Consider the following 6,096-nt stretch of genomic DNA (forward strand, 5'->3'; position numbering starts at 1 on the left):
CGTCTCGTGGGCTCGGAGATGTGTATAAGAGACAGCTCCTGCGCTCCACCCCCGCCCGGCCTCCTCGCCGGTGGCTTCGTCTCCGTCCTGGCCCGGTTGGGCCGGGTGACCAGCGACCAGTTCCGCGCCCTGCTCCCGGCCCCCGAGATACGGGTGACCCCGTGGCGGGGGTTCGTCCTGCCCGGTCTGGCCGGCGAGGCGGCCCGCAGCCGCCTCATGGAGCTGGCGTCCGCCGGATACGTCACCGAGCCCCACTCCCCCTGGGCCGGGGTCAGTGCCTGCACCGGCCGGCCCGGCTGCGCCAAGTCCCTGGCCGACGTCCGCGCCGACGCCCGCCCCGTGGGCGGCGGCCTCCCGGTGCACTGGTCCGGGTGCGAGCGGCGCTGCGGTCATCCGCGCGGTGACTGGATGGACATGGTCGCCACCGGCGAGGGCGCCTACCGGCAGACGGTGCACACCCGTGCGGGCGGCTCCGAGGTCATGTTTCACGTGAAACATGACCGGAAGGACGCAGGTCTCGCCCCCGATGTTTCACGTGAAACCGTCCCGGGTCCCCGCACCCGCCCCACCTCCCCCCAGCAGCGATGAGATGAGCGAGAGCAGCACAGTGACAGCGTTCGACGCATCCGACCACGCCGACGGATACGCCTACGAGAAGGACGGGGCGGAGATATACCGCCAGTCCTTCGCCACGATCCGTGCCGAGGCCGATCTGGCGGGACTGCCGGCCGACGTGAGCCAGGTCGCCGTCCGCATGATCCATGCCTGCGGCATGACCGACCTGGTCCGAGACCTCGCCTACTCCCCGCACGTCGTCCGCGACGCCCGGGCCGCGCTGCGCGCCGGGGCGCCGATCCTGTGCGACGCGCAGATGGTCGCCAGCGGGGTGACCCGCAAGCGGCTGCCGGCCGACAACGAGGTCCTCTGCACGCTCTCCGACCCGGCTGTGCCGCAGCTCGCCGCCGAGCTGGGCACCACCCGCAGCGCGGCGGCGCTGGAGCTGTGGCGGGAGCGGCTGGAGGGCTCGGTCGTCGCCATCGGTAACGCGCCCACCGCGCTGTTCCGGTTGCTGGAGATGATCGCCGCGGGCGCGCCCCGTCCGGCTGCGGTGCTCGGCATTCCGGTCGGCTTCATCGGGGCGGCCGAGTCCAAGGACGCGCTGGCGGCCACGGCGGGACTGGAGCACCTGGTGGTCCGGGGCCGGCGCGGCGGCAGCGCGATGGTGGCGGCGGCGGTCAACGCCCTCGCGAGCGAGGCGGAGTGAGCACCATGGGAAGCGTTCGGACGGAGCCCGCCGCGGTGGAGCGGACGCCCGGGACCGGGAAGCTGTACGGGGTGGGGCTCGGCCCCGGCGACCCGTCGCTGATGACGGTGCGGGCCGTGCGGGCCATCGCGGAGGCCGATGTGGTCGCCTACCACTCGGCCCGGCACGGGCGGTCCATCGCCCGCTCCATCGCGGCCGAGCACATCCGCGAGGACCACGTCGAGGAGCGGCTGATGTACCCGCTCACCGTGGAGACCACCGATCACCCGGGCGGGTACCGGGGTGCTTTGGACGACTTCTACGAGGAGGCGTCCGCCACGCTGGCCGCCCACCTGGACGCCGGCCGCACGGTGGCGGTGCTGGCCGAGGGCGATCCGCTCTTCTACGGCTCCTACCAGCACATGCACAAGCGGCTGGCGCACCGGTACCCGACCGAGGTCATCCCCGGCGTGACCTCTGTCAGCGCCGCGGCCGCACGGCTCGGGGAGCCGCTGTGCGAGGCCGAGGAGACGCTGACGATCATTCCCGGCACGCTGCCGGAGGAGGAGCTGACGGCCAGGCTGGCGGCGGCCGACTCGGCGGTGGTGATGAAGCTCGGCCGTACCTTCCCCGCGGTGCGCCGGGCGCTGGAGCAGACCGGGCGACTGGACGACGCCCGCTATGTGGAGCGCGCCACCATGCCCGGTGAGCGCACCGACCGCTTGGCGGACGTGGACCCGGACTCGGTGCCGTACTTCTCGGTGGCGGTGCTGCCCTCCCGGATCGACGCCGTACCGCCGGAGCCGAGCCCCGGATCCGGAGAGGTCCTGGTCGTCGGCACCGGCCCGGCCGGTGCGCGCTGGCTCACCCCCGAGACCCGCGGGGCGCTGGCCTCGGCGACCGACCTGGTCGGTTACACCACCTACCTCGCCCGGGTCCCGGAGCGGCCGGGGCAGCGGCGGCACGGGTCGGACAACAAGGTGGAGTCCGAGCGGGCCGAGTTCGCCCTGGACCTGGCCCGGCGCGGGCACCGGGTCGCGGTGGTCTCGGGCGGCGACCCGGGCGTGTTCGCCATGGCGACCGCCGTCCTCGACGTGGCCGCGCAGGAGGCCTACGCCGACGTGCCGGTGCGGGTGCTGCCCGGTGTGACGGCCGCCAACGCGGCGGCGGCCAAGGCGGGCGCGCCGCTCGGCCACGACTACGCCACCATCTCGCTGTCCGACCGGCTCAAGCCCTGGGAGGTGATCGCCCGCCGCCTCGCCGCGGCGGCCGCCGCCGACTTGGTGCTCGCCCTCTACAACCCCGGCTCGGCCAGCCGCACCTGGCAGGTCGCCAAGGCCCGCGAACTGCTCCTGGAGCACCGGGCCCCGGACACCCCCGTGGTCGTCGCCCGCGACGTCGGCGGCCCCGACGAGTCGGTCCGCGTCCTCCCCCTCGCCGACCTGGACCCGGCCGAGGTCGACATGCGCACCCTGCTCCTCATCGGCTCCACCCAGACCCGCGCGACGACCCGAGGAGACGGCGCCCGCGTCACCTGGACGCCGAGGACGTACCCGGAGGACTGAGCGGCCCCCCCGGGTGCCGGTCAGCTCCGTCGACGGGCCCAGGTGGCCGCCTCCTCGACGGTGGCGGCCACCTGGGAGCCCGGAGGGAGGGACGGGCGGTCGACGAGGACGACGGGGACGCCCGCCTCGCGGGCGGCGGTGAGCTTGGGGGCGGTGGCGGCACCGCCGCTGTCCTTGGTGACCAGTACGTCCACCGCGTGCCGGCGCAGCAGGTCGCGTTCGCCGTCCAGGGTGAAGGGGCCGCGGTCGAGGAGGACCTCCAGGTGCGGCGGACAGGGGGGCTCGGGCGGGTCGACCGAGCGGACCAGGAACCAGGCGTCGTGCAGGTGGGCGAAGGCGGCGAGGCCCATGCGGCCGGTGGTGAGGAAGATCCTGCGCCCGAGCCGGCGGGCGGTGGCGGCGGCCTCGGGCAGGTCGGAGACCCGGTGCCAGTCGTCGCCGGGGACGGGGGCCCAGGCGGGGCGGCGCAGCACCAGCAAGGGAACATGGACGGTCCGGGCGGCTTGGGCCGCGCCGGCACTGATGGTCTCCGCGAAGGGATGTGTGGCGTCGATGAGCGCGTCCACCCGGTGTTCACGCAGCCACCGGGCCAGGCCCTCGGGGCCGCCGAAGCCGCCGACGCGCACCTCGCCGCCGGCCGGCAGCCGGGGCGCGGCCACCCGGCCGGCGAGCGAGCTGGTGACCCGGAGGCCGGCGGGCGCGGACGGGCCGGTCAGCGCCTCCGCGAGCCGGCGGGCCTCGGTGGTGCCGCCGAGAATGAGCAGGTGCACGGGGGCTGAGGGGTCCTTCCGTGGGTGGTGAACCGGGCGTGGGGACCGCTGTGGGCGAGGCCGCGGGCGGGCGTGCGGCCCAACTCAAGCACACCGGTCTGCGGCCCGGCTGGACGACCGGGGCCTGTGCGACGGCGGCCGCGACCGCCGCGTACACCGCGCTGCTGAGCGGCGCCTTCCCCGACCCGGTGACGATCACCCTGCCCCGCGGGCAGACCCCGGCGTTCGCGCTGGCGGTGGAGGAGCTGGCGGCCGGCACGGCGGAGGCGGGTGTGGTCAAGGACGCCGGGGACGACCCGGACGTGACGCACGGGGCGCTGGTACGGGCCCGGGTGCGGGCGCTGCCGGCCGGCGCGGGCGTGGTGTTCCGGGCCGGCCCCGGCGTCGGCACGGTCACCCGGCCGGGGCTGCCGCTGGAGGTGGGCGAACCGGCCATCAACCCGGTGCCGCGCCGGCTGATACGCGAGCACCTGGCCGAGGTCGCCGCCGCGTACGGGGCCGCCGGCGACGTCGAGGTGACGGTATCCGTGGACGACGGCGAGGAGCTGGCCCGTTCCACGTGGAACCCGCGGCTGGGCATCCTCGGCGGGCTGTCCGTGCTGGGCACCACCGGCATCGTGGTGCCGTACTCGTGCTCGGCGTGGATCGACTCCATCCGGCGCGGGGTGGACGTGGCCCGGGCGGCGGGCCGCACCCATCTGGCGGGCTGTACGGGGTCGACCTCGGAGAAGACGGTCACCGCGCTGTACGGGCTGCCTCAGGACGCGCTGCTGGACATGGGCGACTTCGCCGGGGCGGTGCTGAAGTACGTGCGCCGGCACCCGGTGGAGCGGCTCACGGTGTGCGGCGGCTTCGCCAAGCTGTCCAAGCTGGCGGCCGGCCATCTGGACCTGCACTCGGCGCGCTCCCAGGTGGACAAGGGCTTCCTGGCGGAGCTGGCCCGCACCGCCGGCGCGGGCGCGGCCCTGGTCGCGCGGGTGGCCGCCGCGAACACCGGGCTGGCCGCGCTCCAGCTCTGCGCGGCGGCCGGCGTCCCGCTGGGCGACCTGGTCGCCGCCACCGCCCGCGACCAGGCGCTCGCCGTCCTGCGCGGCGCCCCGGTCGCGGTGGACGTGGTCTGCGTCGACCGGGCGGGAACGGTGGTGGGGCGGTCGGCGGTACGCGGGCCGGGCGGGGCGGACTAGCAGCACGGCGGCCCGGCAGCCCCCGTGCCCGGGCGCGGTCTAGCGGCCGGCCGCCGTGCGGGCCCAGCCGGCCAGCACCGGGACGCAGCGGGCGGCGAAGTCCTCGTAGTCGGCGGGGGTGTTGTACGCGTGGGCGGACAGGCGGAGGTAGCCGGTGCCGCGGAAGGCGGTGAAGGCGGCGGCGACGCCGAGTTCGCGGGCGGCGCGGCCGCGTAGGGCGTCGGCCTGCTCGCGGGTCGCGGCCAGGGGCCCCGGCAGGCGCACCAGTTTCATCGCGTCCACCGGCATGCCGACCTGTGCGGAGGCGTCCTCGCCGGTCAGCTCCTCGAAGGCGGTGGCGACGATATGCCGCCCGTAGGCGGCGAGGTCCCGCTGGTAGGCGCGTACGGCGTCCCAGCCCCAGGTCTCCTCGATCAGGGCGAGGGCGGCGGGGGCGGCGAGGTGGCTGGTCGCGTCGTGCGTCGCCTGGAAGTCGAAGCGCTGCGGGAACGGTTCGCGCGCGCCCCAGGAGTCGATCAGCGGGTGGAGCGAGGTACGCAGCGGGGAGCGGGCCGCCAGGGCCGCCGCCCCGGGCGGGGCGCAGCCGAACTTGTGCAGGTTGCCGGTCCAGACGTCGCATTCCAGGCCGTGCAGGGGGTCGGCGAGGAGACCGGGCGCGTGGGCGCCGTCGACCAGGAAGGGCACGCCCCGGCGGCGCGCCTCCGCGCCGACGCGCTCGACCGGCAGGCGGCGCGCGGTGGGGGAGGTGACCTGGTCCACCACCAGCAGCCCGGTGCGCTCGCCGACCTCGGCCAGGATCGCCTCGTAAGCCGTGTCGGCGTCCGCGTCGAGCGGGACGCGGGCGGTGCGGACCGTGCCGCCCCAGCGCCGCGCCAGCCTCTCGGCGCCCATGGTGACGGCCCCGTAGCCGTGGTCGGTGACCACGATCTCGCCGCCGGGGCGGTCGGGTAGGCACCCGTAGAGGACGCTGGCCCCGGCGCTGGCGTTGGGGACGAGGGCCAGCTCGTCCGGGTCCGCCCGCAGGAAGCGGGCGACGGCGGCTCGGGCCTTCGCCACCCGCTCGGGCAGCTCCGGGAACCAGAGGCCCGGGTGGGCGTTCATCTCGTCCCGCAGGGAGTGCTGGGCCTGCTGGGCGGCGCGCGGGACCGCGCCGAAGGAGCCGTGGTTGAGGTGGCGCACGGCCGGGTCCAGCGACCAGGCGTCGGCGGCCGGCCGCCCGTCGGGCAGCCGCAGCGGGACCGGCGGCCGGGGCCCGGACGGCGGGGACGGGACGGGCACGGTGGGGCGCATGACTCTCCGGAGGGGCCGAGGGGCCGAGGGGCGCAGAAGGGTGG

The 6,096-nt window shown here is 76.2% G+C and carries 5 protein-coding genes and 1 pseudogene; 4 read left to right on the top strand and 2 right to left on the bottom strand.

Annotated features, from left to right (window positions below; translation table 11 throughout):
• The 3 genes and pseudogenes from C6N75_RS30950 to C6N75_RS26060 all read left to right on the top strand — a co-directional run.
• Positions 1-588: pseudogene (locus C6N75_RS30950) on the top strand (hypothetical protein); the annotation flags it as partial.
• 1 nt (position 589) lies between these two features.
• Positions 590-1,264 carry a precorrin-8X methylmutase gene (locus C6N75_RS26055; RefSeq protein WP_105871328.1) on the top strand — a complete coding sequence of 225 codons (675 nt, stop codon included), beginning with the start codon at positions 590-592 and terminating at the stop codon, positions 1,262-1,264.
• Positions 1,265-1,269: 5 nt separating this feature from the next.
• The gene (locus tag C6N75_RS26060; RefSeq protein WP_105871329.1) at positions 1,270-2,808 is read left to right on the top strand and encodes a precorrin-2 C(20)-methyltransferase; all 1,539 of its coding nucleotides are present in this window, start codon (positions 1,270-1,272) and stop codon (positions 2,806-2,808) included.
• A 20-nt stretch (positions 2,809-2,828) separates the two neighbouring features.
• On the opposite strand, the gene C6N75_RS26065 is transcribed toward C6N75_RS26060, so the two are convergent.
• The gene (locus tag C6N75_RS26065; protein ID WP_105871330.1) at positions 2,829-3,578 is read right to left on the bottom strand and encodes a cobalt-precorrin-6A reductase; all 750 of its coding nucleotides are present in this window, start codon (positions 3,576-3,578) and stop codon (positions 2,829-2,831) included.
• Between the two features lie 50 nt (positions 3,579-3,628).
• On the opposite strand from C6N75_RS26065, the gene C6N75_RS26070 reads away from it, so the two are divergent.
• Complete coding sequence (locus C6N75_RS26070; RefSeq protein WP_105871331.1) at positions 3,629-4,762, top strand: cobalt-precorrin-5B (C(1))-methyltransferase; 1,134 nt, start codon at positions 3,629-3,631, stop codon at positions 4,760-4,762.
• Between the two features lie 39 nt (positions 4,763-4,801).
• On the opposite strand, the gene C6N75_RS26075 is transcribed toward C6N75_RS26070, so the two are convergent.
• Positions 4,802-6,052: an aminotransferase class V-fold PLP-dependent enzyme gene (locus C6N75_RS26075; RefSeq protein WP_105871332.1), complete on the bottom strand. Its 1,251-nt coding sequence runs from the start codon at positions 6,050-6,052 to the stop codon at positions 4,802-4,804.
• Between the last annotated feature and the right edge of the window lie 44 nt (positions 6,053-6,096).

This window comes from Streptomyces solincola, assembly GCF_002982015.1.
In the GTDB taxonomy this organism is placed as follows: domain Bacteria; phylum Actinomycetota; class Actinomycetes; order Streptomycetales; family Streptomycetaceae; genus Streptomyces; species Streptomyces solincola.

Bases quoted from the DNA above. Each gene is read 5' to 3' on its own strand.
- C6N75_RS26055 (WP_105871328.1), top strand. From the start codon at position 590: ATGAGCGAGAGCAGCACAGTGACAGCGTTCGACGCATCCGACCACGCC.
- C6N75_RS26060 (WP_105871329.1), top strand. From the start codon at position 1,270: ATGGGAAGCGTTCGGACGGAGCCCGCCGCGGTGGAGCGGACGCCCGGG.
- C6N75_RS26075 (WP_105871332.1), bottom strand. From the start codon at position 6,052: ATGCGCCCCACCGTGCCCGTCCCGTCCCCGCCGTCCGGGCCCCGGCCG.